At 62.6% G+C, this 25,639-nt stretch carries 21 protein-coding genes; 4 read left to right on the forward strand and 17 right to left on the reverse strand.

The genetic code is table 11. The features are described from left to right. Position 1: 1 nt before the first annotated feature. The 10 genes from madM to nhaA form a co-directional block, all read right to left on the reverse strand. Positions 2–766 (reverse strand): malonate transporter subunit MadM, encoded by a 765-nt coding sequence (madM, locus tag FBY10_RS06210; protein ID WP_131697483.1) that lies wholly within the window; start codon positions 764–766, stop codon positions 2–4. 5 nt (positions 767–771) lie between these two features. Next, complete coding sequence (madL, locus tag FBY10_RS06215) at positions 772–1,164, reverse strand: malonate transporter subunit MadL (RefSeq protein WP_145336891.1); 393 nt, start codon at positions 1,162–1,164, stop codon at positions 772–774. 67 nt (positions 1,165–1,231) lie between these two features. Further along, entirely contained in the window at positions 1,232–2,131 is a 900-nt protein-coding gene (gene mdcH / locus FBY10_RS06220; protein WP_131697485.1) for a malonate decarboxylase subunit epsilon, read from the reverse strand. Continuing rightward, the gene (locus tag FBY10_RS06225; RefSeq protein ID WP_145336892.1) at positions 2,128–2,724 is read right to left on the reverse strand and encodes a malonate decarboxylase holo-ACP synthase; all 597 of its coding nucleotides are present in this window, start codon (positions 2,722–2,724) and stop codon (positions 2,128–2,130) included. Before FBY10_RS06225 ends, mdcH begins: the two co-directional genes overlap by 4 nt. Then, the gene (mdcE, locus tag FBY10_RS06230) at positions 2,718–3,488 is read right to left on the reverse strand and encodes a biotin-independent malonate decarboxylase subunit gamma (protein WP_145336893.1); all 771 of its coding nucleotides are present in this window, start codon (positions 3,486–3,488) and stop codon (positions 2,718–2,720) included. The genes FBY10_RS06225 and mdcE overlap by 7 nt, the downstream gene beginning before the upstream one ends. Further along, the gene (locus tag FBY10_RS06235) at positions 3,485–4,327 is read right to left on the reverse strand and encodes a biotin-independent malonate decarboxylase subunit beta (protein ID WP_145336894.1); all 843 of its coding nucleotides are present in this window, start codon (positions 4,325–4,327) and stop codon (positions 3,485–3,487) included. The genes mdcE and FBY10_RS06235 overlap by 4 nt, the downstream gene beginning before the upstream one ends. Beyond that, complete coding sequence (locus FBY10_RS06240) at positions 4,320–4,619, reverse strand: malonate decarboxylase subunit delta (protein ID WP_032884109.1); 300 nt, start codon at positions 4,617–4,619, stop codon at positions 4,320–4,322. The genes FBY10_RS06235 and FBY10_RS06240 overlap by 8 nt, the downstream gene beginning before the upstream one ends. Then, the gene (locus FBY10_RS06245; RefSeq protein ID WP_145336895.1) at positions 4,619–5,452 is read right to left on the reverse strand and encodes a triphosphoribosyl-dephospho-CoA synthase; all 834 of its coding nucleotides are present in this window, start codon (positions 5,450–5,452) and stop codon (positions 4,619–4,621) included. The genes FBY10_RS06240 and FBY10_RS06245 overlap by 1 nt, the downstream gene beginning before the upstream one ends. After that, positions 5,453–7,123: a malonate decarboxylase subunit alpha gene (mdcA, locus tag FBY10_RS06250; RefSeq protein WP_131697490.1), complete on the reverse strand. Its 1,671-nt coding sequence runs from the start codon at positions 7,121–7,123 to the stop codon at positions 5,453–5,455. Between the two features lie 433 nt (positions 7,124–7,556). Further along, positions 7,557–8,903 carry a Na+/H+ antiporter NhaA gene (gene nhaA, locus FBY10_RS06255; protein WP_145336896.1) on the reverse strand — a complete coding sequence of 449 codons (1,347 nt, stop codon included), beginning with the start codon at positions 8,901–8,903 and terminating at the stop codon, positions 7,557–7,559. A gap of 238 nt (positions 8,904–9,141) precedes the next feature. Here nhaA and FBY10_RS06260 point away from each other — a divergent pair, with 238 nt between their 5' ends. Then, on the forward strand, positions 9,142–11,022 hold the full coding sequence (locus tag FBY10_RS06260) for a DUF294 nucleotidyltransferase-like domain-containing protein (protein WP_145336897.1): 1,881 nt from the start codon (positions 9,142–9,144) through the stop codon (positions 11,020–11,022). Next, positions 11,019–11,741 carry a 3'-5' exonuclease gene (locus tag FBY10_RS06265; protein ID WP_256663478.1) on the forward strand — a complete coding sequence of 241 codons (723 nt, stop codon included), beginning with the start codon at positions 11,019–11,021 and terminating at the stop codon, positions 11,739–11,741. The genes FBY10_RS06260 and FBY10_RS06265 overlap by 4 nt, the downstream gene beginning before the upstream one ends. A gap of 58 nt (positions 11,742–11,799) precedes the next feature. On the opposite strand, the gene FBY10_RS06270 is transcribed toward FBY10_RS06265, so the two are convergent. The 7 genes from FBY10_RS06270 to pilG form a co-directional block, all read right to left on the reverse strand. Further along, positions 11,800–13,470, reverse strand: coding sequence for a BCCT family transporter (locus FBY10_RS06270; protein WP_145336898.1), 1,671 nt, complete (start codon positions 13,468–13,470; stop codon positions 11,800–11,802). A 162-nt stretch (positions 13,471–13,632) separates the two neighbouring features. Beyond that, positions 13,633–14,088 carry a chemotaxis protein CheW gene (locus tag FBY10_RS06275; RefSeq protein WP_131697493.1) on the reverse strand — a complete coding sequence of 152 codons (456 nt, stop codon included), beginning with the start codon at positions 14,086–14,088 and terminating at the stop codon, positions 13,633–13,635. Further along, positions 14,081–19,903: an Hpt domain-containing protein gene (locus FBY10_RS06280; RefSeq protein ID WP_145336899.1), complete on the reverse strand. Its 5,823-nt coding sequence runs from the start codon at positions 19,901–19,903 to the stop codon at positions 14,081–14,083. Before FBY10_RS06280 ends, FBY10_RS06275 begins: the two co-directional genes overlap by 8 nt. Before the next feature lie 114 nt (positions 19,904–20,017). After that, complete coding sequence (locus tag FBY10_RS06285) at positions 20,018–22,069, reverse strand: methyl-accepting chemotaxis protein (protein ID WP_131697495.1); 2,052 nt, start codon at positions 22,067–22,069, stop codon at positions 20,018–20,020. After that, complete coding sequence (locus FBY10_RS06290; RefSeq protein ID WP_131697496.1) at positions 22,066–22,590, reverse strand: chemotaxis protein CheW; 525 nt, start codon at positions 22,588–22,590, stop codon at positions 22,066–22,068. The genes FBY10_RS06285 and FBY10_RS06290 overlap by 4 nt, the downstream gene beginning before the upstream one ends. A gap of 12 nt (positions 22,591–22,602) precedes the next feature. Further along, the gene (gene pilH / locus FBY10_RS06295) at positions 22,603–22,968 is read right to left on the reverse strand and encodes a twitching motility response regulator PilH (RefSeq protein ID WP_034116227.1); all 366 of its coding nucleotides are present in this window, start codon (positions 22,966–22,968) and stop codon (positions 22,603–22,605) included. Between the two features lie 46 nt (positions 22,969–23,014). Further along, entirely contained in the window at positions 23,015–23,422 is a 408-nt protein-coding gene (pilG, locus tag FBY10_RS06300) for a twitching motility response regulator PilG (RefSeq protein ID WP_027606081.1), read from the reverse strand. A gap of 239 nt (positions 23,423–23,661) precedes the next feature. Here pilG and gshB point away from each other — a divergent pair, with 239 nt between their 5' ends. After that, a complete protein-coding gene (gene gshB / locus FBY10_RS06305; RefSeq protein ID WP_053128013.1) occupies positions 23,662–24,615 on the forward strand; it encodes a glutathione synthase in 954 nt (317 codons plus the stop codon). Positions 24,616–24,692: 77 nt separating this feature from the next. Next, entirely contained in the window at positions 24,693–25,598 is a 906-nt protein-coding gene (locus FBY10_RS06310; RefSeq protein ID WP_131697497.1) for an energy transducer TonB, read from the forward strand. Positions 25,599–25,639 lie beyond the last annotated feature (41 nt).

The following is a 25,639-nucleotide window of genomic DNA, read 5'->3' on the forward strand; positions in this document are numbered from 1 at the left end:
GTCAGCCCACCAATCCGCGCATCATCAAAAACAACAGCGACGGCCCCAGCAAGCATCCCAGCGCCGTATAGAATGCCGCCGTCAGACAGCCATAAGGCACCAGCTTGGGATCAGTCGCCGCCAACCCGCCCGCCACGCCGCTGGAGGTGCCCATCAACCCGCCAAAAATCACCGCGCTGCGCGGGTTGTTCAAGCCGATCAGGGGCGCCACAAACGGTGTCATCACCATCACCAGAATGGCCTTGATCAACCCTGCGGCAATGGATAACGCCATCACCTCGGAACTGGCACCAATCGCCGCGCCGGTGACCGGGCCGACGATGTAGGTCACGGCACCCGCGCCAATGGTGGTAAGGCTCACCGCATCGGTATAGCCGAACGCCATGGCCACCCCGACCCCAGCCACGAATGAAGACCCCACGCCGACAAACAGCGCCAACACGCCGACGTATCCGGCGCGCTTCAACTCATCGACACTCACGCCAAAAGCGGTGGCAACGATGGCGAAGTCGCGCAGCATCGCCCCACCCAACAGGCCGATGCCCGACAACAATGGAATATCCACTACCCCTTTGGAGCCACCGGTGAAGGCACCGCCCACATACGACAGCACCAGCCCCAGCAAAATGGCGATGGCCGAGCCGTGCAGGCGGCCTTTGGTAAACGTGTCGGAAATCCAGTAGGACACCCACATGGTCAGGCCGATCACCGCGAAACCGCTGATCAGTCCGTAACCGGTGATCACTTTCATCATGGATTCGTACATGGCGATCACCCGGCTTCTTTGGTGGGAACAACTGCACTCGGCTCATGGTTGCCGATACGCGTCAGTACGGGCACCAGGGCAAATCCCAATACCACGGCAACCGTCCCGGCCAATATCGCCATGGGCCCGCCACTGATGGCGCCATACACGTTCTGCTGGGCAGCCATGGCCACCACGATCGGGATATAAATCGCCGCCCAAAAGCTCACGCCCGGCTCCGATTTGCTGGTAAACCAGCCACGTTTGCTGAGATAACTGCCCAGGCCGATCAACAGCAGCATGGCGATACCCACCCCGCCTACGTTGGCCGGGATACCCATCCATTTACCCAGCAGCTCACCGACAAACAGGCCGGCCAACGTGCAGAGCGCCAAAAACGCCACACCGTAAATAATCATTGTTGTTGTCCTCGAAGTGCTCGATCGAAATTGTTGTTTTTGTGCTTCGACAGCCTTGGGTATTGCTTTATCGGTGGCGGCGCTCCTCCTCTTCCAGCAGGGCCTGCAAGGTATCCAGGCGTGCGCCTTCGCAGGCGATCACCGTGCCTTGTTCAAACACGCGGCGTGACAGGCCGGTGAGCACCGCGCCCGGGGGCAGTTCGATTTGCAGGCGCACACCGCGCTCGTAGGCGCTTTGCACGGTGCCGCGCCAGTCAACGACGCGGCACATGTTGAAGGCCAGGTCGTCGCGAAGTTGTTCGGGGTTGTGGATCGGACGCGCGCGGGTGCTGCTCAGGTAGGTGATGCGCGGCGCCTTGAGCGGGACAAATGCCTGGGCCAGGGCCTCGGCCGGTTGCGCCAGCAGCGCGCAATGGGACGGCACACTGACGGCCAGGCGTTTGGCAATGCCGTTGCCCTTGATGCGCGCGGCAACACGCTTCATGGCCTCGTCGCTGCCGGCGATCACGCTCTGGTTATCGGCGTTGATATTGGCCAGGTACACCGGGGTTTCGGGGCTGTGGATGTCGGCGAGGATTTTTTCGACGGTGGATAACTCCACGCCGATGATCGCGGTCATGCCGTAGCCGTGTGGATAAGCGTTTTGCATCAGTTGGCCGCGCAGGCTCACCAGTTTTACCGCCTCGGCAAACGCCAGGGCACCGGCGATGACCGCAGCCGGGTAGGCACCGATGGACAGGCCCGCCACGTAATCCGGGGTGCGATCCAACAGACGGGCGTGGGCCACGCCGGCAATCAACAGGCACAGTTGCACGGCGCGGGTACTGGCCAGGGCTTGCGCGGAATCGAGCAGGCGCACGTCTTCGCCCAGGGCATCGCTGGCTTCTTCCAGCACAGGTTCGGGCAGCGACTGGAGCATGCCTGGTCGCTGGGCACCCTGCCCCGGAAACACCAGAAGGCTGCTCATGCCACGGCCTGCCAAGGGTCGAGCACAAGATGCGCGCCGCTGGCGGTTTTCAGCAGCACACGGCGTGAGCCGCTGGCCCATTCGCGCAAGGCGACTGCGCCGAACGGGGTTTGCAGTTGCAGGTCGACGGCGCACTCAGCCCTATCAAGCATCGCCAGGAGATCTTCAGCATCACCTCGGGCCAAAGGCTCGGGGGTGCGCAGCATCAAATCCAGATCACTCTGGGCATGCAGCGCTTCAACCCCACAGGCCAACTCGAAACCCGCGCTGCCTGTGACGCCCCACGTCTCCTGCGCCAGCACCGGCCGCAGTTGGTCGAGCGCGCGCAACGCGGGTAAATCCCTCGGAGAGATCACCCCGCGCAACGCTTCCGGTATCACTCGCCGCTGCACTGCCGCCAGCGGCATCCGCGCGGCAAAACGTTGCTCACGCAAACGCCCGCGCACGCCGACCGCCACATAACCCGTTTCAGCGATGGCGCGGCGCACTACCACCGGGTGGCCGGCGCCAAGCGCCTCCAGCACCCAGGCCGGTGCATCGGCGGGCACATGCGCCGGGGTCATGCCCCAGAGCAAGTCGTGGGCGTTCACCATTGTTCCCGCAGCAGTTGGCGAACGTGGCTGGAGGCTGCGCGATTTGTCGCGCCGAGGCGCCCGCGCAAATCGGTGCTGCCGACATCCTTGATCGCATGCACCAGGCAATCAGTGACCCGCGCTACATCATCCGCGGTGGGCTGTTCAATCTGGCTGACCGACAAGGTCTCCCACAGCAAACCGAGGCTGGCATAGCTGTCGATGTCATAGGCCATGGGCGGCACACTGGCGGCCAGGGCTTCCAGCTCTTCGACGCTGCGCAGAGTCACCCGCGCGGCCGACGCCTTGCCCATGGCGTGCACCATCACACCGGGATCGCGCAGGGCGATCAGGCGGTTGGCCTGGTAACCGTGGGCCAGGAACGCACCGGACATGGCCTTGCCCACCAGCAGCGCAATCACCGGGTGGCCGGCGAGGCGAGCGCGGGCATAGCTGTCGGCGGCAGCGGCCAGGGCCTGATGGATGCCGAGGGCCTCTTCGCGACGGCCGTAGGCTTGGCTGGGCACATCGACGATGGCGATGATCGGGCGCTTGTCGCCGCGGGCGATGGCCTCATCGACGGCCTTGGCCAGGCCCCAGCCTTCGAGCAGGCCGACTTCGCCATTGCGGGCCCGAGGGAAGCGGTTTTGCGCGTCGGTAACCACGGCGACAAAGCGCACCTTTTGCTCACCCAATACACCGTCGGCAACCCTCAGCGACGCCGGCAAACCTTCTACAGGTGGAGCGCCGGCGCTCAATGCGTTGAACCACTGCAAGCCTCTCATGAGCGTTCTCCTTGATACAGCTCGCGCACCGTCGCCGGGTCGATTTGCGGTACGGCGTCCAACTCGGCCAAGCGTGTGAGGTAATAATCAGCCTGGCGACTGCGTTGTTGGGCGGGCACGCCATGCTGCAACAACGCGCTGACAGTCTGCTGGATCTGCGCCGCATCGTCGGCCACGTAACGGTCGGCCAGGCCGCTGTTGAAGCGCTGTTCGCCGCCCGTGAGGCTCCAGATAAAAGGACGGTCGCGGGAGTCGTATTCTTCCAACCCGGCTTCCTGTTCGATCACCTGCGGACCATTGAGCCCGAGGCGCGCTTCGCGGGTCACGACGAGGTAACTGCACAGCCCGGCCGCGATGGACATGCCGCCGAAACAGCCAACGCTGCCCGCCATTACGCCGATCACCGGCTGGTACTGGCGCAGGTCGACAATCGCCGCGTGTATATCGGCAATCGCGGCCAGGCCGAGGTTGGCTTCCTGCAAGCGCACGCCGCCGGTTTCCAGCAGCAGCACCGCGCGGGTCGGGATGCCCTTGCGGTTGTCTTCGGCGGCCAGTTCCAGGGCGCCGGCGATTTTCGCGCCGCCCACTTCACCGAGGCTGCCGCCCTGGAAGTTGCCTTCAATGGCTGCAATCACCACAGGCAAGTCGCCGATGCTGCCCTTGGCGATCACCACCCCGTCATCGGCCTGGGGCACCACACCTTGGCGGCTGAGCCAGGGCGACATGACGCGCTGGAACGGGTCGATCAGTTCGCGAAAGGTGCCGGCATCCAACAAGGCCTTGGCCCGCTGCCGCGCACCCAGTTCCACGAAGCTGTGTTTAGCGAGCAAGTCAGTCATGGCCGATCTCCTCGAAACCCTGCTCCAGGCGCAGGCGCACCACGCCGGGGGTGGCGCCGAAATCGTGAATATCAATGTTCAGGGCCGGCGGTGTCTGCTCTTGGAAGATGCGTTCGAACAGGTGTTGCCAGCGTTGTTCGGCGCCATTCACCGAGGTCTGTACCTGGATGGTCAACGTGCCGGCCGTGCCTGGTTCCAGCAGCACTTCCAGGTCGCCCGAGCCGACGCAACCCACCAGCGCACGGCCTTTTGGCGGCTGCCCGGCGGGAAATTCAAAGGATAAGGTTTCCATCACAACGCTCCGTCGAGGCGGTCGATAAACAGGCAGGCGGCCAACAGGTCGGCGGCGCCGCCGGGGGAGGCATTCAGGGCCAGCAGTTGGTGGTCCAGCTCATGCAATTGGCGGCGCCCGGCGAGGCTTGCACTGCCGCCGGCGTCGAGCACGGCCTGGGCACCGCGCTGCATGGCATGCAGGCCTTCCAGGCCGGCGCGATAGAGCACGCAGGTGTCGGCCAGGTCGGTCATGATCGCGAGCAAAGCGTCCAGGCGCGCGTTCTGTTCACCAGCGTTTTGCTGGCGGCTTTTGTGCAGTTGCGGCAGGCCGCGCTGCAGCACCGACGGGAAGCCCAGTTGCGCTTCTTCACGGGCACCGCGTGCGCCGTAGCGCAGGGCAACCTGGGCGCCGTGGCTCGCGGTTTGCGGCGCGTAGCGGTCGTTAAGCAGCGCGAGTCTGGCGGCATTCAGCGGTATGGCGCGGGGTTCCAGCGCCGCCGCTGCGGTCAGCAGGCCGAGGGCCCAGATCGCGCCACGATGGGTGTTCACGCCATGGGTGGTGGCGAGCATCGCTTGTTCACCTTCGCGCCCGATACGGCCGAGGGCTTCGCGCAAGGGCAAGCCGACTTCACCGAACTCAAGCGCGGCCTCCGCCATTTCCTTGAACATCGGCCACAGCGACAGCGCCGACGCGTGCATCAGCCCCAGGTGCAAATCACTGTGGGCGCCGTTGCCGCGACGGTCCACCAGGGCGGGCTTGGGCGACAGGTCGGCTTCATCGATCAGCGCATCGACGGCCATATCCGCCAGGCGATCCGCGAGGCTGAGTTCGTGCAGTTTAAGGGCGCGCATTTACCAGCTCCTGAATTTGGCGGGCGGGTTGTACAGGCCACCGGACCACTCCACCAGGTCGGCCACGCTCTTGGCGGCCAACAACTCGCGGGTGGCGTCGGTGCGGCGGATACCCAAGTCTTCGGGCAAGGCGATCAGGCCTTCGCGGCGCATGCGCGCGGTGTCCTTGGGGTTATGGCGCATGCCGATGGCGGTCACCCCGGCGACGGCGGCGATCATCGCCTGGCGCTCTTCCAGGGACCGCGCCTTGTACAGGTAGGCGATGCCTTCTTCGGTGAGCAGGTGGGTGACGTCGTCGCCATAGATCATGATCGGCGCCAGGGGCATGCCGCTTTTACGCGCCACTTCCACGGCGTCGAGGGTGTCGACGAAGGTGGGCTTGCCGCCTTCCTGGAAGGTCTCGACCATCTGCACCACGAGCTTTTTGCCGCGCTCCAGCAGCGCAACCGGCGCATCGTCGTGACGCATATCCAGCCACGCCGGCGTGCCATGGCGGCGACCGCGCGGGTCGTGGCCCATGTTCGGCGCCCCACCGAAACCGGCGAGGCGGCCACGGGTCACGGTGCTGGAATGGCCGTCGCCGTCGACTTGCAGGGTGGCGCCGATAAACAGGTCCACCGCGTACTGGCCGGCCAATTGGCAGAACATCCGGTTGGAGCGCATCGAACCGTCGCGGCCGGTGAAGAACACATCCGGGCGGGCGGCGATGTAGTTCTCCATGCCCAGTTCGGTGCCGAAGCAATGCACGCTTTCCACCCAACCGCTTTCGATGGCGGGGATTAGCGTGGGGTGCGGGTTGAGGGTCCAGTTGCGGCAGATCTTGCCCTTCAGGCCCAGGGATTCGCCGTAGGTGGGCAGGATCAATTCGATGGCCGCGGTGTTGAAACCGATGCCGTGGTTGAGCGATTGCACATTGTGTTTTTCGTAGATGCCGCGGATCGCCATCATCGCCATCAACACATGCACGGGTTTGATATGGCGCGGGTCGCGGGTGAACAGCGGCTCGATGTAGAACGGCTTGTCGGCCACCACCACAAAATCCACCCAACTGGCGGGGATGTCGACGCGCGGCAAGTCGGTGACGTCATCCACCAACTGATTGACCTGCACGATCACGATGCCATCGCTGAAGGCGGCGGGTTCGATCAGCGCGGGAGTGTCTTCGGTGCTGGCGCCGGTGTAGATATTGCCGGCACGGTCGGCCATGAAACCGGCGGAAAGTACGACGTTGGGAATCAGGTCCACCACCAGCCGTGCATAGAGTTCGATGTAGGTATGGATCGCACCGATTTCCAGCAGGCCGTCTTCGAGCAACTGGCTGATGCGCAGGGATTGCGTGCCGGCGAAGGAAAAGTCGAGTTTGCGTGCGATGCCCTTTTCAAACAGGTCCAAGTGCTCGGACCGCCCGACGCTGGGCATGATCATGTGCAAATCGTGGAGCTTGGCCGGGTCGGCCTTGGCCAGGGAGCGCGAGAGGAAGTCGGCTTGCTTCTGGTTGTTGCCCTCCAGCACCACACGGTCGCCGGGAAGGATCAGCGCCTCAAGTGCCTCGACGATCCTGTCGCTGGGTAACACGGCCCCGTCGGCGTACTGCTTGACCCGCCCGAGCCGCCGCTGCTTCTCGTCGCGCCGCCGCGTCCAGCGCGAGTCGGGGTTTATTGTTGTTGTCATGGTCGCTCCACGAGGTTTGCTGTCGTGGGCTGTACCTTAGGAGTGATTCAGGGGGCCATCAATCAAGCTGGGCGACGGATCATTACGGCTGGAGTAATGGAGCATCAGCAAACGCTAAGCCGAGCCCAGTGAAGGGCTGATCTGCTCCAGCGCCCGATCCACCAACAACTGCCCCAACTCGACACCCAGCAGGTCCGAAGACCTCCTGCGCGCAGCCGCCATAAAGCAGCGAGCACAAAAAACGCCCGTTGGTTGGCTGGGCGTTTGTACGCCTAAACAGTTCCGTCGGACTTGCAATTCCGTGTCATCGTTTTTTGCGATGACGGGTACGAAGAGCCGGCGCGCTGACAGCACGCGACAAGTTCATGCACAGCGCAAAATCCTGCTGGGAAAATCCGAGAGCCCACCAATCGGGCTCTCCCTGCGCAGATCGTCAGGCGCGCTTGCGCTGGGCCCAACCCCAACTCAATCCCAGCACGGCCGCCAGGCCGGAAGCGCACAGCACGCTCAGTTTGGCGGCGGAGAGCAGGCTGGCATCGTTGAACGCCAATGAGGCGATAAAGATCGACATGGTAAAGCCGATACCCGCGAGCAAACCCACCAGCACCACGCCGGACCACGTCACACCCTGCGGCAACTGGCACAACCGCGATTTGACCAGCAGCCCGCAGGCCAGGATGACACCGACCGGCTTGCCCACCACCAATGCCAGGATCACCGCGATGAAGACGTGCTGGGACATCACCTCGTCGAGGTTTGCGCCGGCCAGGTTCACCCCGGCGTTGGCCAGGGCAAACAACGGCATGATGCCGAACGCGACCCAGGGATGCAGCGCGGTCTGGATACGCTGCACGGGCGAGAGCATTTCGCGCTGCGCCTGGCGTATCTGCTTGAGGGGTTGATGCACCGCCTGCGGGTCCTGGCCCTTTGCAGAAAACTTGTCGACCAATTCGTGGAAGTTGCGCTGCAGGCTTTCCAGTGGTCGCTCGCGCATCGGCATCGAGCGCACCGGGCTCATCAGGCCGAGCAGCACGCCGGCCAGCGTGGGATGTACGCCGGTCTTGAGCAGACCGTACCAGACGATCGCACCTGGTAGGATGTACAGCACCATCTTGCTGATCCCCATGCGCTGGAACAACAGGACCATCAGCACCCCGCCCAAGGCAATCACGACGCCGCTCAAATCGAGGCTGGCGGTGTAGAACAGCGCGATGATCAGGATGGCGACGATGTCATCGATAATCGCCAAGGCCAGCAACAGAATGCGCACGCCGCCGGGAATTGACTTGCCCAACAACGCCAGCACGCCCACCGCAAAGGCGATGTCCGTCGCGGTCGGCACGGCCCAGCCATGGCTGGCCTCAGTGCCGTGGTTGATCGCCAGGTAAATGAGGGCCGGTACCACCACGCCCCCCAAGGCTGCACCCAGCGGCAAGACGGCCATCTTGAAACTGGCCAAGGCACCTTCGTGGATTTCCTGGCGTATCTCAGCCCCAACCACCAGGAAGAAAATCGTCATCAGACCGTCGTTCACTAGAAAGTGCAGCGACCTGGAAACACTCCACTCGCCAAAACCCAGGGTTATCTGGGTATGCCAAAGGTGTTCATAGCTGGCGGCATAAGGACTGTTGGCCCAGGTCAGGGCCACAAGGGCCGCCACCAGTAGCGCGATACCGCTGACCGCTTCGATATGGGAAAACCGCTCCAGAGCAGACAGGGCACGCTCGGCCAAGACTTGCGGACGGGGAATGGTGGGCGATAGCGGTTTTTTTTCAGGCACGGGTGCACTCCGATGGCGGCCCGACCAACGCTTGAATTTAACCTGCAATGCGCAACACGCGACACCGCACCCGCAGCGATGATATGAAGCCGAGGCAGCGGGTGCAAACCCTATGAGGCGTCTCGAATGCAACGTTGGCGGATGCGCCACTTAATCGGCAACGGATCACAAATGGTAAGGTTGGGAACGTCGGCCATTTGAGACGGCTTTTTTCCCTTACTTTCATCTCCGAGGTTCCATGCAGATCGAGTTACAGGAGATTCGCGACCACCTTCACCGTTTCCCGCCTTTCGATGCGCTGCCGCTTGAATCGCTCGAGGCTATCGCCCGGCGCATCGAGGTCAGTTACTTCAAGGCAGGCGCCGACATTCTTGAAGCGGGCGCGGTTGTCCAGCATCTGCATTACGTGCGCAGCGGCGCCGTGGAAATCTACCGACGCAACGGCGAGCTCTATAACCGCCTGGTCGAGGGCGATCTCTTCGGCCAGGCTGGCTTGTTGCGCAGCAATAAAGTGCGTTTTCCGGCCAAGGCGCTGGAAGACAGCCTGATCTACTTTATCCCCGCCGAGTTGTTCGCCGAATTGTGCGCACAACACGATACCTTTGCGGACTTCGTCGAAGCCGAAGGGCACTCCCGGCTTAAGAGCGCAGTGGAGTCCCAGGGACGGGCGAGCGAGCTGATCCAGCTGAAAAGTCGCGCGCTGATCTCGCGCTCCCTGGTGTGGGTGAGCGCCGACACATCCGTGCACGAAGCCGCCAAGGTGATGACCGAGCAAAGCGTTTCATGCGTCGTCGTGATGGCGCCTGGCGACGGGCCGCACGCCAATATGGTGGGCCTTGTGACCGACCGCGACCTGCGCACCCGCGTAGTCGCAGCGGCGCGCAGCGACACCGCCACCGCGATCAGCGAGGTCATGACCTCCGATCCCGCAGCGATACAAGCTGACGATTCGGTGTTCGAAGCCATGCTGGTGATGCTGCGCCGCAATATTCATCACCTGCCGGTGATGCACAAGGGCCGCACCCTGGGGCTGATCAACTTGTCGGACATCATCCGCTACGAATCCCAGAGCAGCCTGTACCTGGTCAATCGCATCTCCAACCAAACCTCGGTCGAAGGCCTGCGCGAACTGCTGCGCGATCTACGCGGCACTTATATCCGCATGGTGCGTGATGGCGCTACCGCGCACATGATCGGCAGCGCCATTTCCGGTATCGGCCGAGCGTTCACCCAGCGCCTGCTGGAGCTGGCCGAAAAGCGGCTGGGACCGCCGCCGGTACCGTACTGCTTCATGGTGCTGGGCTCGATGGCACGCGATGAGCAATTGCTGGTCACCGATCAGGACAACGCCCTGGTGCTCGACGACAGCTTCGACCCGGCACTGCACGACGAGTATTTTCGCAGCCTCGCCGCCTTTGTCAGCGACGGCCTCGCGGCGTGCGGTTACAGCTATTGCAAAGGTGGCATCATGGCGACTAACGATCAGTGGCGTCAGCCGCTACGCGTGTGGCGTGCCTACTTTGAGCAATGGATAGAAAAGCCCAACCCCGCCACGCTGCTCAATAGCTGCATCTTTTTCGACCTGGACGGCGTGTATGGTCAGCTTGAACTGGTGCAGACACTCAAAACGCTGTGCGCGCAAAAATCCAGTCGACATCCAGCGTTTCTGCATGCCATGGCGCGCATTGCCCTGAACCGCACGCCACCCTTGGGGTTTTTCCGCACGTTCGTGGTCGAAACGGATGGGCGGCAAAAACGCATCATCAATCTCAAGGGGCGCGGCACCGCGCCGCTCACCGACCTGATTCGCATCCATGCCCTGGCCTGTGCCAGCACCGCGCAGAACTCGCTTGACCGGCTTGAGGCGATCAGCAGCACCCAACTGATACAACCGGAGGCCGTCGAGCATCTACGTTATGCCCTGGAGTTTCTTTCCATGGTGCGCATCCGCCACCAGGCTGAAGCCATGGAACAAGGCGAAACGCCAGACAACTACATCGAGCCGGAGCGTTTTTCCTCCAGCGAGCGGCATAACCTCAAGGAAGCTTTCCAAGTGTTGAGCAATGCGCAGAGCTTCCTGCGGTTTCGCTATCCGGCAAAAGGACGGCCAAACCCGTGAAGCATTCTTCAACGCCTGGGCCTTGCACGCATCTGGATTGGGCGAGCCGGTTCCGGACCCTGGCGCAGGAAGCACGCCATCCGAGCCTGCAAAAATTCTATCGCGCCGGGACGGTCGCACCGCAGACGCCGATAGAACAGGTGCAACTGTTGGCCATGGATGTGGAAACCACCGGCCTCAACCCCAACGCGCACAACATTGTGAGCATCGGCCTGATCCCATTTACGCTCAAGCGCATACGCTGTGGGCAAGCGCTCTACTGGGTCATCAAACCGCCGTCAGAGTTGAACGAACACTCGGTGACGTTCCATCACATTACTCATTCGGACGTATTGCATGCGCCCCCGTTGTCCGAGGTGCTGGACGCATTGCTCGAAGCCATGGCCGGCAATGTAATGGTGGTGCATTACCGGAATATCGAACGCGGTTTTCTGGACCAGGCACTGCGCCGCCAGTTGGGCGAGGGCCTGCAATTTCCGGTCATCGATACTATGCAACTGGAAGCGCGCATGCACCGTGGCAACCGAAGCTGGCTTGACCGGCTGCTGCGCCGTGCGCAGCCATCGATCAGGCTCGCCGATAGCCGCGAGCGCTATCATCTGCCCAGCTATCACGCCCACCACGCGCTCACCGATGCGCTGGCCGCGGCGGAATTGCTCCAGGCGCAGATCGCCCATCACTACTCGTCCGACACGCCGATCCAGACGCTATGGGATTGAAGCACCGCGCCCAAAAAAAGGTGCGCCCTGAGCGCACCTTTTATTCACAGCGTTAAATTCAGGACCTTGGTTCCGACATCAGCCCCTTGACCAGGGAAATACAGCCCAGCATCAGCACGATGGCGAACGGCAGGCCCGTGGAAACCGCCATGGCCTGCAGCGCGACCAGACCGCCGCCAAGCAACAAGGCAATGGCGATCACGCCTTCGATGACCGCCCAGAACACGCGCTGCGGTACCGGCGCGTCAACCTTGCCGCCTGCCGTAATGGTGTCAATCACCAACGAACCGGAGTCTGAAGAGGTGATGAAGAACACGATGACCAGGATAATCCCCAGGAACGAGGTGATTTCCTTGAGCGGTAAATGCCCCAGCATGGCGAACAGCTTGAGCTCCAGCACGGCATCCTTGACGCCCATGAAGCCTTGGAGCGTGGTCTGGTCAATGGCGGTGCCGCCGAAGGTGGTCATCCACAATACCGAGACCAGCGAAGGCACCAACAGCACCGAGATCAGGAACTCACGCACGGTACGGCCACGGCTCACGCGGGCGATGAACATACCGACAAACGGTGACCAACTGATCCACCAGGCCCAGTAGAACGCAGTCCAACCCTGGGTGAACTCAGTGTCGGTGCGGCCGAAGGGGTTGGACAGCGCAGGCAGGTACTCGGCGTAAGTCACCAGGTTGTGGAAGAAACCGCTGAAGATAGCCAGGGTCGGGCCCACGATGATGATAAACAGCAACAGCAGCAAGGCCAGCCCCATGTTGATCTGGGACAGCATCTTGACGCCCTTGTCGAGGCCGGACAGCACCGACCACAGGGCGATCAGCGTGATGCCGATAATCAGCACCACCTTGCTCAGGTTCGTCGACTGGATACCAAACAGGTATTCGATACCTGCAGCCGCCTGTTCCGCGCCGATCCCCAAGGATGTCGCGAGGCCGAACAAGGTAGCGAACACGGCCAGGATATCAATGATATGCCCCGGCCAGCCCCACACACGCTCACCCAGCAACGGGTAGAAAATCGACCGTATCGACAGCGGCAAACCCTTGTTATACGAAAACAGCGCCAACGACAGCGCGACAATCGCATAGATCGCCCAAGGGTGCAGGCCCCAGTGGAATATGGTCGCGGCCATTGCCAGGTCGGCGGATGCCTTCATATCCCCCGCGGCACCGCCCAGCGGCGCCCAATCGGTGCGCACACCGTTGGGATCAAGGGTCACACCGCCCATCGACGCCGCATAATGCGACATGGGTTCAGCGACCCCGTAGAACATCAAGCCAATGCCCATGCCGGCGGCAAACAGCATTGAAAACCAGCCCACGTACGAATGGTCCGGCTTCGCGTCCCGGCCCCCGAGGCGAACCTTGCCCAGCGGTGAAACGATCAGCGCAAAGCACAGCACCACGAAAATATTGGCCACACTCATGAAGAACCAGGCCAGGTGAGCGGTCAACCAATTGCGTATCGCACTGAACAGCGGCTCGACTTCGTTCTGCAAGGCCAGCGTCAGGATGACGAACAGCACGATCGTCGCCGCCGAAATAATGAAGACCTTGCCATGGATATCCAGCGAAAAAGAAAACTCGCCTTTGATGTTGTCTTGCCCGATTACATAATCGGTATCAATCAGGTTGGCGGCCCCGCTCGGAGCAGGGATACCCTCCTCGCCCGAGGAATGAGAGTTGGCTGGTAGATCAGCCATAGGTTTTTCAGCCATACAGGCCTCCTTGAAAGTGGCGTGCGGTCGTGCGCACCCTTATCTGCTCCGCTGTTCCTATGGTTAACGAGAGATGCTAGGCGAACATCCTACAAGCTTCGCCGCACATATGTGCAAACACACTTCAAGACTTATCGATAATCAGGACCGGATCGCCGCGCCTCAAGCCAGTCCAGACTCGACCAGTAACGCCTCCAACCCCATCAAATCCGGCACCTTCGCCACATGCTCCCCCACCTGCACCGCTGCCAGTTCCAATGGGCACAGCGGCACGTCCACATAGCTCAATTCGCTATCGAGCTTGTACGAGCGCGGAATTCCCTGGATCACCACTGCAATAAACTTCAACGTCGGCCGCCCGCCCAGCGCATTCAACACCACGATCCGCGAGCGTTCGCCGGTCACGCTGGCCTCGCCGCACACCGCTTCAAAGCTGATCAACGGGATTTGCCGATCCCGCCACGTCACTTGCCGCAAATACCACGGCGGTGCGTCGCTGGCCGGTTCGCCGCGTTGGAAGTCGATCAACTCGGCGATGGCGACGTTGGGCAGTACCAGGTGGCGGTCGGCCAGGGGCAGGAGCAGGCCGGTGAGTTGGCTGGTGCGGTGGTCAAGCACGGGATTTGCTCCAGTAGGCGATGCTCTCGAGCAGCACCGATTCCTGGTACGGCTTGCCCAGGTAGTCGTTGACGCCGATGGCCATGGCACGGTCGCGGTGTTTCTGGCCGGTGCGGGAGGTGATCATGATGATCGGCAGGCGCATCAGCCGGGGGTCGTTGCGCACATGGATGGCGACTTCGAAGCCGTCCATGCGCGGCATTTCGATGTCGAGCAGCATCAGGTCGGGCGTATGTTCCTCGAGCACGGCCAGGGCGTCGATGCCGTCTTTAGCGGTGAGTACGTTCATGCCGTTGCGCTCCAGCAGGCGGCTGGTGACTTTGCGCACGGTGACCGAGTCGTCCACCACCAGCACCAGCAGCGGGCGCTTTTTCAGCGGGTCGTTGAGAATCAACGGAGCATCCACCGGCTGCGCCGGCATGGCCGGTTGCCGGGCGCGGATATGCGCCAGCAAGTCGATAATCAAGACCACGCGCCCATCACCCAGGATGGTCGCGCCGGATAACCCCTGCACCCCGGAAAATTGCGGGCCCAGGCCCTTGACCACAATCTCCCGGGTGCCGGCCATGGCGTCCACATGCACTGCTACGCGGCGCTCATTGCACTGCACCAGCAACACCGGCACGGGTTGATATTGGCCCAATAGTTTCGGACGGCCGACGGTGTGCAGTAGGTCACCCAGGTAAAACAACTCGTAGCGTTGGCCGGCATATTCATAACACGGCGGATCCTGCTGGTAGTGCCCCGCCAGTTCATGGGGCAGCACACGCACCAGCCCTTCGATGGTATTGAGCGGGATCGCGTATTGGTCGTCTGCGCACTGCACCATCAACGCCCGGTTGACCGACACGGTAAACGGCAGGCGAATGCGAAAGTGCACGCCCTCCCCCGGCGTCGAGTCAATGACCATCGAGCCACCGAGCTGGCGCACTTCTTCGTGCACCACGTCCATGCCCACGCCACGCCCGGAAATCTGCGTGATCTTTTCCGCCGTGGAGAACCCCGGCTGCAGGATGAACTGCAACACATCACGGTCGCTCATCTCTTGATGAGGGGCGAGCAAACCGCGCTTGATCGCCTTGCGCCGCACCGCTTCCAGAGGCACACCGGCACCGTCGTCGCGCATGTCGAAAACGATATCGCCGCCTTCGTGGGTCAGGTCCAGGGTGATGCGGCCCTTCTCCGGTTTGCCGGCCAGCAACCGCGCATCGCGTGATTCCAGGCCATGGTCGACGGCGTTGCGCAGCATGTGTTCCAGCGGCGCCGCCATGCGCTCCAGCACATTGCGGTCCATTTCACCCTCGGCATTGCCGACGATGAACTCCACGTCCTTGCCCAACTCGCCCGCCACCTGGCGCACGATGCGTTTGAGGCGCGGCAGCATGCGCTCGAAGGGCACCATGCGCGTGCGCATCAGGCCTTCCTGCAACTCGGTATTGATGCGCGCCTGTTGCTGCAACAGATCATGGGCATCTTCGTTGCGGCGGTCGAGGGTGTCCTTGAGGTCGAGCAGGTCGGAGGCGGATTCGGACAGCGCCCGGGACAGTTGCTGCAACTGCGAATGACGGTCCATTTCCAGCGGGTCGAATTCTTCGTAGCCCAGGCGCTCGGCCTCGGCCTGTTGACGGCTGAGAATGCGCCCCTGGGTTTCGGTATCGAGGCGACGCAGTTGGTCGCGCATACGCTCGATGGTGGTTTCCACTTCATGCAGGGCAATGCGCGCGTCGTTGACCTGCTGCTCGATACGGCCACGAAAGATCGACGTTTCCCCCGCCAGATTGACCAGGTCGTCGAGCAGGTCGGCGGAGATTTTCACCATGTCGGCGGCGGGATCAACCACCGCATCGGCCTTGCCTGCGGGCAACGCCAATGGCACCACTGGCTCATCGCTGGGGTGAACCAGGCTCTTGATCCGTTCGATAAGCCTGTCCACCGAGCCCACCGGCAGCCCATCCGCCACGGCGTCGATCATCTGTGCCAGGCGGTCGTGGCAACCTTGCAGCAACGCGAACAGTTCGGCGGACGGCGCGAGCAAACCGGCGGACAGCCCTTCGTAGAGAAATTCCAGCTCATGGGCCAGGTCACCAATCGGTCCGATCTCGACCATGCGTGCGCCGCCCTTGAGGGTGTGCAAATCACGCAGCAGGGTTTCCACTTCCTGGCGATTGTTCGGCTCGGCCTGCCAGCGCAGCAAGGCGCTGCCGGAGCTGTCGAGAATGTCGGCGGCTTCTTCGAGGAAGATGTCCAGCAACTCCGGGTCGGTGCCCGGCGTTTCCGCAGGTGGGGCGGCCTGTGCAGCCGGCATGCCGCCCTGGCGTAGCGCGCGCAACCTGGCGACCAGCTCGGCACTGTCGCTCAAGGGTTGATGGTGCTGCAGCTCCTCCAGTTGCAAGGCCAACCGCTCATGGCTGGCCATCAGCACCTGAGACAGCTCGCTGGAGTAGCTGTAGCGCCGATCCACCAAGCCTTCGTACAAGCACTCCAACTCATGCGCCAGGTCGCCCACCGGCCCGATGTCGGCCATGCGCGCGCCGCCCTTGAGGGTGTGCAGGTCGCGCTGCAGTGACGACAACGGCGCCGCACTCTCCGGCTCCAGCAGCCAGCGTTTCAGGGACTGCCCCGCACTGTCGAGGATATCCACGGCTTCTTCGAGGAAGATCTCCACGAGCTCATCGTCGATCGCTGTTTCATGCTGCAGTTGCGCCGTGGCGGCGCCCAGTTCAGAGATGCTCAGGGCGCGGCTGCCGTCGCTTTTGATCAGGCCGGTGGCAGCAGGGTCCAGAGCATCGTCCAACAGTTCGCGCAGGGCGTTTACGCGGGCCGGTGCAGGGATGATTTCCTGGCCGGCGGCCAATTGATCGAGCATGTTGATCAGCGCTTCATGGGCCTGCTCGGCCTCATGGAAAAACCGCTCGCTGACCGCCAGGCTGCTTTCTTCCACGGCGCCGTAGAGGTCGAGCAAGGCTTCGCAGAGTTCATCGATGGCGTGCAGGTCGGCGACGTGCGCGCCCTCCCCCAGCGTGGTCAATTCATCCAGCAACGCGGTGAGTTCCTGGCGTTCGCCGGGGTGTTGTTGCCAGCGGCGCAGCAGGCTTTCGGCGTCGAGCAGAATGTCCATGCCCTGGGCCAGGAAGTTGGCGATCAGTTGCGGGTCGCGCTTGATTCGCGAGCCCGTGTTGGGTGCGTCCAGCTGCGCGGCGAGTTGATGGTCGAGCAGGGCCTGGGTTCGGTGGATCAAGTCATCCGCCCCCTTGATCGGCACCAGGGGATCGCGGTCCAGTTGGCGCAACCCACGCTGGAACAGGCCTTCGGCTTCCAGCAGCAACTCGACTTCGTCCAGGTCCAGCGGCAGGCGATGAGCTTTGTATTCGCGGGTCAGGTGATCCAGTGGGCGTACCAGCTCGGCGATGGGCAGCACACCGGCCATGTAGGCGCTGCCCTTGAGGGTGTGCAGGGCGCGTTGCAGCTCATCGCTGACTTGCAGCGGCACATGCTCGGCGGCCTGTTGCAGGAAGTGGTTGAGGCTGTCCAGATGGCTCTGGGCTTCGTTGCGGAATATCTCCAGCAACATCGGATCGTGGGGTTCGGCGGCCGATGCGGCAGCGCCGTTGGCCCAGGCGTGGGCACGGGCGGCCAGCGCGTCGACCTCATCGCGCTGGTGTTGGTCGCCCGTCGCGAAGTCGGCGATCAATTCCGGCAGCAGGGCCACGGCGTCATCCAGCACCTGCTGTATCTCGGGGCCGAGGGCTACGCTGCGCTCGAGCACACGGTTCAGCAGGTTTTCCACGGCCCAGGCCAGCTCCGCCAGCACCAGGGCACGCACCATGCGACCGCTGCCTTTCAAGGTGTGGAAGGCGCGGCGCATTTCGCCCTGGGCAGTTTTGTCTGCGCTGTTGGGCAGGTGGCGGTGCAGCACCTCAAGGACTTCGTCGGTTTCTTCGAGGAAGACGTCGCGCAGTTCATCGTCGATGGGCGCTTCATCGGCCGGCGGCGGCAGCAGGCTACCGGGGCGTTGCAAGGCAGGCGGATTGAGGCGCGAAGTGGGGTTGGCCAGTGCGTCGAACTGGGACTGGCTGGGCGCAACCTCGCTCGACAGCGCGCCATCGGGTGCTGCCAGCGCCTGGCGCCAGGGCTTCTCGGCGGGCAGGTAACCCAGCGCAGCCAGGCTCTGGGTGGCCAGTTCCAACACCCGTTCACCGGCTGCGTCAGGGTCCTGGAGCATGCGTTCGAGGTAGTACTCCAGGCTGCTGATCACGTCAGCGAAGTGCTCCAGTTGCACCTCCGACGGCGGGCTATCGCTGACCATCAACTGTTCGTCGACGTAATCGGTACAACCACGCATCAGGCTTGCCGCACGGTGCAAGGGGATCATCGCCAGCGCGCCGCGCACCTGGCTCAGCAGTTCCGGCAGGGATTCCAGGCGCTGGCGGTCCCAATCGGCTTCGATACAGTCGATCACCAGCTCCTTGGCTTGCCGCAGGCACTGGCAGGATTCGCGAATGACCAACTGGTGGATCTGGGTCAGGTCGGTGGTGGGCAGACGGCTTTCTTCGTGGCCTTCCGGCTCGACGGTACCGACCATTCCCGCCAGCGTGGCTTCCACATAAAGCAGCGCGCCAGCGACGTCCATCAACACCGCGTCGTTGGGCTCACGATGCCCCTGGGCCAGGCTCAATACCACGGCCAACTGGTCGATGATGACTTTGCGCGGCTGGCCAAACCCCAGCACCGCAAGGGTATCGGCAATCTGTCGCAGGGGCGCCAGCAGCGCGTCGAGGTCGCTCGTGTGCTGGCGGTCGCTGCGCACGAACAGGTCGAGGCGCTCTTTGACCCGTACCAATTCTTCACACAACGCACCAAGCACCGAGCCCATGGCGTTACGATCCGGCCCGGCGAGGCGCGCGCGTTCGGCATCCACCACCGCGCTGTCGGGCAAGGCCTCATCCAGGCTGTAGCGTTCTTTCAAACTCTGCATGCGCGGGGTCGGTCGAGTGACTTTGGCGACGTAAAACAACAAGCTCTTGAGCAGCTCATCCGGTGCCGGCTGGTTGATCCCGCCAATGCCTTGTGCCAGCAGGCGCTTGAGCTGCTTGTCGCTGGCCTTGAGCAGGCTGCGCAGTGCCGGGCTGTTGGCGACCACGCCGGTGAGCATGCCCTCGACCAGTGCCGACGCCACTTGCCACAGCGGCAACAGCGGCGCGCCCTGGCACAGCGCTTCGAGGCGCGCGAACACCCGTGCCATGTCTTCCAGGTTGCTCGGGCCGTGGTCTTCACGCAGCAGCCCGGCGAGTGCTTGTTGCAGCAGTTGGTGCCACTGGCGCAGTTGCTCCTGAACGTCGGCCGGTGCGCGCTGGGCCAGGGCGTCCTCGGGAAGCGGCGCAATCGACAGCAGTTGCGGGCTGAACAAGCTGGTCTCCGACAGCAGGCTTTCACCGCGGGCACTGCGCAGGTCGTTGAGCAGCGGCAGCACCACCAGCGGTAAATCACGGCGGGCGCTGTGCACACGGTCGAGGTACAACGGCAGTTGGCCCAGGGCCTGTTGCAGCAGGCGGATACTTTCCTCGCGCTGGCTGACCTGCCCGGCCTGGAGCGCCAGGGCCAGTTCTTCGATCTCTTCGGCCAGCAGCGCCGCGCCGTAGAACTCGACCATTTGCAGCGCGCCATGCACCTGGTGGATGGCGGCCAGGCATTGGCTGATCACGTCATCGTCGCGGGTCTCGACAAACGCATCCAGCGCCGAACGGGCCTGTTTCAGGGTTTCGGCAATGTCGCCCTTGACCCATTCGAGGGCCACGTAGTCGTGCCGATCAACCATAACTGCTCCGCTTAGAATTCGTGGGTTGCTGGTGTTCTTGAAACAAATGGAGATCAAATGTGGGAGGGGCGGTGCGACGATTCGGCTTGCCCCCTCCCACATTTTGACTGCATTTCAATCATCAACCTGCTTGGCCGCAGGCAAGGTGAAACCCGACACCGACCTGCGCAACTGGCTCGCCATCTTCGCCAGGTTGCCGATGCTTTCAGCGGTGGCGGTGGAGCCCGATGACGTCTGCGTGGTGATCTGCTGGATCACGTTCATGGTCAGGGAGATCTGCCCCGCCGACGAGGTCTGTTGCTGCGCCGCGTTGGAGATGCTCTGGATCAGCGCGGCCAGGGTTTTCGACACGCCTTCGATTTCTTCCAGGGCCACCCCGGCGTCCTGGGCCAACCGTGCCCCCCGCACCACTTCGGTGGTGGTCTGTTCCATGGAGATAACGGCTTCGTTGGTGTCGGCCTGGATTGCGCGCACCAGGGTTTCAATCTGCCGCGTGGCCGCCGATGAACGCTCGGCCAGCCGCTGCACTTCATCGGCCACCACCGCAAAGCCGCGTCCGGCATCCCCGGCCATGCTGGCCTGGATCGCGGCGTTGAGGGCGAGGATATTGGTCTGGTCGGCAATATCGTCGATCAGGCTGACGATGTCGCCAATCTCCTGGGACGACTCGCCCAGGCGCTTGATGCGCTTGGCGGTGTCCTGGATCTGTTCGCGGATGTTGTCCATGCCGTGGATGGTGTTGTGCACCACCTCGTTGCCTTTGTTGGCGATTTCTACCGAACGCTCCGCCACCGCCGAGGATTCGGCCGCGTTGGCCGATACCTGGTCGATGGATTGGGCCATCTGGTTGATTGCGGTGGAGGCTTCGGCGATCTGCTGGGCCTGATGCTCCGACGCCTGGGCCAGGTGCATGGCGGTGGCCTGCGTCTCCTGCACGGCACCCGCCACTTGCCCGGCGGTGAGGTTAATGGTGGCCACCAGGTCGCGCAGTTGGTCCACGGAATAGTTGATGGAGTCGGCGATGGTGCCGGTGAAGTCTTCAGTCACCGAGGCGGTCACGGTGAGGTCGCCGTCGGCCAGGTCTTCGATCTCATCGAGCAGGCGCATGATCGCATTCTGGTTGCGCTCGTTCTTCTCGGCGGTCTCATGCAGTTGGCGGTTGGTTTCGCGCACCATCACCAGGCCGATCAGGATGATCGAGGTCAACGCCAGCAGGCCCAGCACATACCCGCCGATGGTGTCGAAGCTGCGTCCGCTGGCCAGGTTTTCAAAACCGGTGGCCAGGTGCGAGGCTTCATCGAGCAGGGTTTGCGACAAGTTGAAAATATTGCTCGCCGAGGCGCGCACCTGGAACAGCTGCGGCGAGGTTTCGAGGATTTCATCCACGGAGCCGGAGACAAACTCGAACAGCTCGGCGATTTCCGCCAGCCGCGCACGGGCATCGTGGTCTTCGACCTGGGTGATGCGCAGCCCGGGGTTGCCGTTGAGCATGCCATTGAGCACCTGCCCGAAGCGATTGGCGTCGCGGCCAAAGGTATCGGCGGCCTGTACGGCGGTTTCGTCGCCGGCCAGCACGGTGTTGACCGCGCCCAGGATACGCTCGGCCAGCAGCGACTGGCGCTGGGCCACGGCCACTTGGCTGGCCGGCGCGCCACGTTGCAGCAGGATCTCGACGACCTTCTCCGATTCCATCTGCAATTGCGGGACGGTTTCGGCGAGGGTCGCGGCCACTTGGTGCAGGGACAGCACGGTCTGTTCGCTGGCGAGGATCGCGTCGGTGTTTTTCAGCAGCGCTTCCCAGTCCGTCTGCACCGCGCGCATTTCAGCGCGGACCGCATTGGGCGCAGCGGGCAGGCCGGTTTGCGGGTCGCCTTTTTTCAGGTAACCCCAGCGTTGGGCAAAATCGTTGCGCGCTTCGCCCAACAGCTTGAATGCGGCGGCCTTGCCGGCGGCGGCCTCGGTAGCGTTCTTGGCGATGCGTTGGGACAGCACGCGCAGTTCACCGGCGTGGCCGATGTACTGTTTGTCGTAGGTGGACTGGGTGTTGAGGTACGCGAAGTTGGCGAACAGCAGCATGATGAACACGATCAGCGCGATAAACAGCACGATGATCTGTGAGCGGCTGCGTGAGCCGGCCTGGGGTTTGGGCGTAGTCGCGGTGGTCATGCGGCGACATCCATGAAGCCAGGGGCCTGGGCCAGGGCGAAGGGGCTGAAGACCTGCCACAGCGGCTCACCATCGAAGTGACCCTGGATAAACGGCGCGCTGAGGCTGGTGTTCGCCAGCAAGGCGTCTTGTGCAAAATGCTGCATCCCCACCACCTCGTCTACCAGCAGCCCGACAAACAGATCGTTGTATTCCACCACCAACACCCGCCGTTGCTTGCGCGCCTTGGACAGCTCAAGGCCAAGGAAGCCGCCCAGGTCCATCACCGGCAGCAAACGCCCGCGCAGGTTAGCAACACCCTTGACCCAGGCCTTGACCCCGGGCATCAAAGTGCAGCGTGGCTCATGCAGGACTTCGGCGACTTCGCCCATGGGCGCGACATACCAATGCTGCCCAAGGCGAAAGCCAATCCCGCTCCAGCGTTGCAGGCGGGTTTCCTGGGATGGCAGGTCGGCGGCCAGCAGGCGGCAGCGGCGGTCGATGTCCAGCAGCAACTCGAAGGCGGTTTGCGACTCGGTCATGATGGCGTGCCGTCAGCCGGCCAGCACCTTGTTCAGGGTGGCGATCAGGGTTTCCTCGTCCACAGGCTTGGTCAGGTAATCCTTGGCGCCCTGGCGAGTACCCCACACCTTGTCGGTTTCCTGGTCTTTAGTGGTGATGATGATCACAGGGATGTGCTCGGTTTCCTTGTCTTTGGTCAGTTGGCGCGTGGCCTGGAACCCATTGAGGCCCGGCATCACGATGTCCATCAATACCGCGTCAGGTTTTTCCTGGCGGGCAAGCGCCACGCCATCGCCGCCGTTGGCGGCCTTGAGAACCTCGTGACCATGCTTTTCGAGCATGCCGGTCAATTTGTACATTTCGGTCGGCGAATCGTCGACGATCAGAACTCGTGCCATGGTTTTCCCCGCTACATTGGTCAGCGCCGGCCCTTGTGAGGCGACGTCAGTGTGCTTGTTCCACTGCGGCGAACCCAGGCACATAGGCCTTGATCGCACTCAGCAGTTCTTCCTTGCTGAAAGGCTTGGTCAAAAACTGATCGACACCCACGATGCGCCCCTTGGCCTTGTCGAACAGGCCGTCCTTGGAGGACAGCATGATCACCGGGATCGACTTGAACACCGGGTTGTTCTTCACCAGGGCGCAGGTCTGATAGCCATCCAGGCGCGGCATCATGATGTCGACAAAGATAATGTGCGGGTGATGATCCACAATCCGGGCCAGGGCATCGAAACCGTCGATGGCCGTGATGACATCGCAGCCCACGTTCTTCAACAGCGTCTCGGCGGTGCGGCGGATCGTTTTCGAATCGTCGATTACCATCACTCTCAAGGCGTTGGAATGCTGTTCCATATCTGCTCTACCATCGCCACAGCGAATCGGTTTTCGGTGCGTACTGCCTGATGTTGCACAGGATGAGCGCCGCAGGCCTTGGATTTCAAGGGCTGCTGCGCCGTGGCAGTCTTTTTAGCACAGTCTCGGGGAGCAATCTATCGAGGCACCCGCCCGGTGGTTTTTCCTTGACCCACAACAACCGCAGCGCCACTCTGACGCCACTTTTATGCGCCCTAATTTGCTAGAGGAAATCCCCCATGAGCGTTCGCGTCGGCATTGTCATGGACCCTATCGCCAGCATTTCCTATAAAAAGGACAGCTCGCTGGCCATGCTCCTGGCCGCCCAGGCCCGCGGCTGGACCCTGTTCTATATGGAACAGCGCGACCTTTACCAGGGCGACGGCGAGGCCCGTGCACGCATGCGCCCGCTGCAGGTGTTTGCCAACCCCGAGAAGTGGTTCGAACTGCAGGACGAAATCGACAGCCCCCTGAGCGACCTCGACGTGATCCTGATGCGCAAGGACCCGCCGTTCGACATGGAGTTCGTCTATTCCACCTATCTGCTGGAGCAGGCCGAGCGCGCAGGCGTGCTGATCGTCAACAAACCCCAGAGCCTGCGCGACTGCAATGAAAAGCTGTTCGCCACGTTGTTCCCGCAGTGCACGCCGCCTACCGTGGTCAGCCGCCGCGCCGATGTGCTGCGTGAATTCGCCGCCAAACACGGCGATGTGATCCTCAAGCCGCTGGACGGCATGGGTGGCACCTCGATCTTCCGGCACCGCGCCGGCGACCCCAACCTGTCGGTGATCCTCGAAACCCTGACTGCCCTGGGCACCCAGCAGATCATGGGCCAGGCCTACCTGCCGGCGATCAAGGACGGCGACAAACGCATCCTGATGATCGACGGCGAGCCGGTGGATTACTGCCTGGCGCGTATCCCGGCGGCGGGCGAGACCCGTGGCAACCTGGCGGCCGGCGGTCGTGGCGAAGCGCGGCCGTTGTCCGACAAGGACCGCTGGATCGCCAGCCAAGTTGGTCCGACCCTGCGGGAAAAGGGTTTGCTGTTTGTTGGCCTTGACGTGATTGGTGAAAACCTCACCGAAATCAACGTCACCAGCCCGACCTGCATTCGCGAGATCGACAACGCATTTGGCACCAACATCGGTGAAATGTTGATGGCTGCCATCGAGCGCAAGCTGCAGGCCAAGTGATATAGAACAGCCGGACACACACCAACATTGCGCTATCATGCCCGACCTGTGAAACGCGCGATGTTGGTTTTCTTGTCATGACACTCCCGTCCGATCTGCCCCCCGAACTCTCCCACAGCGGCGTGCGCCCGGCTGATCGGCTCGGATTTACCCTGTTCCTGGCCGCGTTGATTCACCTGGCATTGATCCTCGGCGTGGGTTTCACCATGGTCGAGCCCAAGCAGATCACCAAGACCCTGGAAATCACCCTCGCCACGTTCAAGAGTGAAAAGAAGCCCGAGAAGGCGGATTTTCTTGCCCAGGACAACCAACAGGGCAGTGGCACCCTGGACAAAAAGGCGATTCCCAAGACTACCGAAGTGGCGCCTTTCCAGGACAACAAGGTCAATAAGGTCACACCGCCGCCGGCGCCCAAGCCTGAAGTCAAACAGGCCACGCCCAAGCCCACGGTGACCACGGTCGCACCCAAGCCGCAAAAAGCCCCGGTCCAGCGCGAGAAAACCAAGACCGAGCCGCAGCCGGAGCCCGTGAAGCCGGCGCCGACGTTCGATAGCTCGACACTGTCTGACGAAATTTCCAGCCTGGAGGCCGAACTGGCCCATGAACAACAGCTTTATGCCAAGCGTCCGCGCATCTATCGCTTGAACGCGGCCTCGACCATGCGTGACAAGGGCGCCTGGTATAAGGACGAGTGGCGTAAGAAGGTCGAGCGCATCGGTAACCTCAACTACCCGGAAGAGGCACGGCGCCAGCAGATTTACGGCAATTTACGCCTATTGGTGTCGATCAACCGCGACGGTACGTTATATGAAGTGCAGGTGCTGGAGTCGTCCGGTCAGCCCCTGCTGGACCAGGCCGCCCAACGCATCGTGCGCCTGGCCGCGCCCTTTGCCCCGTTTACCGGGGACTTGAACGATGTGGACCGCCTGGAAATCATCCGCACCTGGAAGTTTGCCAAGGGTGACCGCCTCTCCAGCAACTGAAAGCGCCCTCCTACAGAAAAACCGACAGCACTGTATTCGGG

Source organism: Pseudomonas sp. SJZ103, assembly GCF_007828335.1.
GTDB lineage: Bacteria > Pseudomonadota > Gammaproteobacteria > Pseudomonadales > Pseudomonadaceae > Aquipseudomonas.

What these genes read in the sequence shown, in the direction of transcription:
- pilG (WP_027606081.1), bottom strand. Translation starts at nt 23,422, where the DNA reads ATGGAACAGCATTCCAACGCCTTGAGAGTGATGGTAATCGACGATTCG.
- mdcE (WP_145336893.1), bottom strand. Translation starts at nt 3,488, where the DNA reads ATGAGAGGCTTGCAGTGGTTCAACGCATTGAGCGCCGGCGCTCCACCT.
- FBY10_RS06290 (WP_131697496.1), bottom strand. Translation starts at nt 22,590, where the DNA reads ATGACCGAGTCGCAAACCGCCTTCGAGTTGCTGCTGGACATCGACCGC.
- FBY10_RS06235 (WP_145336894.1), bottom strand. Translation starts at nt 4,327, where the DNA reads ATGACTGACTTGCTCGCTAAACACAGCTTCGTGGAACTGGGTGCGCGG.
- mdcH (WP_131697485.1), bottom strand. Translation starts at nt 2,131, where the DNA reads ATGAGCAGCCTTCTGGTGTTTCCGGGGCAGGGTGCCCAGCGACCAGGC.
- FBY10_RS06280 (WP_145336899.1), bottom strand. Translation starts at nt 19,903, where the DNA reads ATGGTTGATCGGCACGACTACGTGGCCCTCGAATGGGTCAAGGGCGAC.
- pilH (WP_034116227.1), bottom strand. Translation starts at nt 22,968, where the DNA reads ATGGCACGAGTTCTGATCGTCGACGATTCGCCGACCGAAATGTACAAA.
- madM (WP_131697483.1), bottom strand. Translation starts at nt 766, where the DNA reads ATGTACGAATCCATGATGAAAGTGATCACCGGTTACGGACTGATCAGC.
- FBY10_RS06285 (WP_131697495.1), bottom strand. Translation starts at nt 22,069, where the DNA reads ATGACCACCGCGACTACGCCCAAACCCCAGGCCGGCTCACGCAGCCGC.
- FBY10_RS06240 (WP_032884109.1), bottom strand. Translation starts at nt 4,619, where the DNA reads ATGGAAACCTTATCCTTTGAATTTCCCGCCGGGCAGCCGCCAAAAGGC.
- gshB (WP_053128013.1), top strand. Translation starts at nt 23,662, where the DNA reads ATGAGCGTTCGCGTCGGCATTGTCATGGACCCTATCGCCAGCATTTCC.
- FBY10_RS06260 (WP_145336897.1), top strand. Translation starts at nt 9,142, where the DNA reads ATGCAGATCGAGTTACAGGAGATTCGCGACCACCTTCACCGTTTCCCG.
- madL (WP_145336891.1), bottom strand. Translation starts at nt 1,164, where the DNA reads ATGATTATTTACGGTGTGGCGTTTTTGGCGCTCTGCACGTTGGCCGGC.
- FBY10_RS06270 (WP_145336898.1), bottom strand. Translation starts at nt 13,470, where the DNA reads ATGGCTGAAAAACCTATGGCTGATCTACCAGCCAACTCTCATTCCTCG.
- mdcA (WP_131697490.1), bottom strand. Translation starts at nt 7,123, where the DNA reads ATGACAACAACAATAAACCCCGACTCGCGCTGGACGCGGCGGCGCGAC.
- FBY10_RS06245 (WP_145336895.1), bottom strand. Translation starts at nt 5,452, where the DNA reads ATGCGCGCCCTTAAACTGCACGAACTCAGCCTCGCGGATCGCCTGGCG.
- FBY10_RS06310 (WP_131697497.1), top strand. Translation starts at nt 24,693, where the DNA reads ATGACACTCCCGTCCGATCTGCCCCCCGAACTCTCCCACAGCGGCGTG.
- FBY10_RS06225 (WP_145336892.1), bottom strand. Translation starts at nt 2,724, where the DNA reads ATGGTGAACGCCCACGACTTGCTCTGGGGCATGACCCCGGCGCATGTG.